Consider the following 2,315-nt stretch of genomic DNA (forward strand, 5'->3'; position numbering starts at 1 on the left):
AAACAGAAAGATCAACTGGTAGTAATCCGTACTGAACATATTATACATTATTTTCAGTATAGTTGAGCTTATTATTGACTAGAGTCATGCTCTGAGAGTCTGCCACCTTGCCCCCTTTCATCGCCCACAACACCCACCCCCGCCATCACGGACAGATGGCCCCACCATTCTAAACTGAGTCTAAATCTAAATCGACTCGGTCTCAATCCAAGCGTCTCTGCTGAGTGTAGAGGAGTCCCGCCCGTGCTCGGAGCTCCTGGCAGACGCAGGTCGGCCTCATCGTTGCAGGGGCAAATGCGAGGACTCGCTTCCACTGGCCCGAACAGGGCGGCCAGAGAGCCTGTGGAAAACCGTCTTATCTTTGTCCTTTCTTTTGCGATACTGCTAGGGGTGATGTTGAGAATGACAGCACGATGGCGATGCAAAATGGAGCCAGGGATCCGCTTCAACTTCCTCAACAGCAGACGGGCTCGGCGGGATCCCAGTTGAACCTTGCCTGTTCTGCCCCCTGTGGCCTACTGTTGAGCCTGCTCTGGGCTGTCCCTGCTCTTGCTCAGCCAGAAGCTCCCAGCTCCGCTGCCTCTGCTCTGCCCAACAGCCGCGAAATCCTCACCCCCCCACCCCCCCCCACCCTATCGATTCCCCCCAACCCTGCTGACTCCACCCCTGCGGCTGACCTGACTCTAAAGGGGGCTTTGACGGCTGAAGAATTGGTGGTGCCCCAATCCCCCTTGCAGGTGCGCATCGAGCGAAGGGAGGGCTTGTCTTTGGAAGAAGCTCTGGAGATCGCCGTTGCCCAGAACCCGGCTGTGCAGCAGGCCAGACTGACTGTCGAGCGGGCCGAGGCCGGGGTAGCTCTAGCTCAAGCTGCCTTTGCTCCCACCCTCTCCAGCCGTGCCAACTACCAGTACAGTGAGGCTCCCTCTCCGGGTGGTGGGCCAAGGCGCGAATCCCACACCCTCTCGGCCAGTGTGGTGCGGGTGGAGTATACCGCTTTTGACAGTGGCCTTAGAGAGCAAAACCTGAAGCTGGCCCAAGAAGCGCTGCGCATCGCCCAACTGCAACTGGAGCAAACGCTGCAGACGGTCAAACAAGCTGTGGCCAACGCCTACTACGATCTGCAAAGCGCAGATGCCAGGGTTGCCATCAGCCAAGCTGCCGTCGAAAGTTCCGAAGCCACCCTGCGGGATGCTCAAGCCCGAGAACGGGCCGGGCTGGGTACCCGCTTTGAGATTCTCCAGGCAGAGACGGAATTGGCCAACAATCGACAAACCTTGCTGGCGGCTCAAAACACCCAACAACTGAATCGCCGCCGCCTGGCCGAACTGCTGAATTTCCCCAGCCCCACCGACGTGTTGGCCAGCGACCGCATTGAGCCGATGGGGGAGTGGGATCTCAGCCTGGAAGAGACCATCATTGCTGCCTTTGCCCAACGACAGGAATTGGAGCGCCGGCGCCGAGAATTGGAGCAGGCCCAAAGCCGCCTGCGCCTGGCACAAGCCCGCAATGGCCCCCGAATTGGCTTGTTCGCCAGCCTCGATGCCGTTAACGATTTCAACGCCAGCCGCAACAGTTTTGATGTTGGCTATTCGGTGGGAGCCAATTTCAGCTTGACTTGGTTCGATGGAGGAGAAGCGGCTGCCCAAGCCCGCCAAGCTCAGATCGACGGGCAGGTGGCCGTGAGCGATTTCGTCGGCACCCGCAACGAAATCCAGCGGGAGGTGGAAGAAGCCTTTCTGACCCTCAGCTCCAGCCGTGAACAGATCGACTCGGCCAAAGTGGCAATTGCCTCGGCAGAAGAGAGCCTGCGCTTGGCCCGGCTGCGCCTGCAAGCAGGGGTGGGCACCCAAACGGAGGTGATCAATGCTGAAGCTGCTCTCACCACTGCCCGTGGCAACCTTTCCAATGCTGTAATCGCCTACAATCGTGCCCTGGTACAACTGAAACGGGCCATTGGCAGCCTTTGACTTGAGCCTTTCTCCCTCACTCCCAGCCCTTCTTCCAAAAGGAGAGGGGTGCTATGGATACCGCGACGAAACAGTTCTATTCCAACTTGAGCTGTTGTGACATACTCCCGCACTCATGCTGACGCAAAGCGCTCCGCGCCGCTAGCGCGAAAAGGACATTTCCTGCGCTTGAGGACTACGTCCCGCTGACGCGAAAAGAACGGGATGCCCCACCGCCCTGTGCTTGATGTTGATGGCCGCATGGTGGTCGCGCCCTAGTTCTAGCCCACAATGGGAACAAGAATGCCACCTGTCTTGAATCGCTTTCGGTACTCTTTGACCACACCGAGAGCAGTTTTGACTGCTGCC

Annotated in this window: 2 protein-coding genes; one reads left to right on the forward strand and one right to left on the reverse strand. The window is 58.4% G+C overall.

What is annotated here, in order from left to right; genetic code table 11:
• Positions 1–413 precede the first annotated feature (413 nt).
• A complete protein-coding gene (locus tag ACVWXF_RS14170; protein ID WP_457474713.1) occupies positions 414–1,967 on the forward strand; it encodes a TolC family protein in 1,554 nt (517 codons plus the stop codon).
• A gap of 141 nt (positions 1,968–2,108) precedes the next feature.
• Here the strand turns inward: ACVWXF_RS14170 and ACVWXF_RS14175 are convergent, their stop codons facing one another.
• Positions 2,109–2,267, reverse strand: coding sequence for a hypothetical protein (locus tag ACVWXF_RS14175; protein ID WP_457474714.1), 159 nt, complete (start codon positions 2,265–2,267; stop codon positions 2,109–2,111).
• Positions 2,268–2,315: the final 48 nt, after the last annotated feature.

The sequence above is a fragment of the Thermostichus sp. MS-CIW-40 genome (assembly GCF_054058315.1).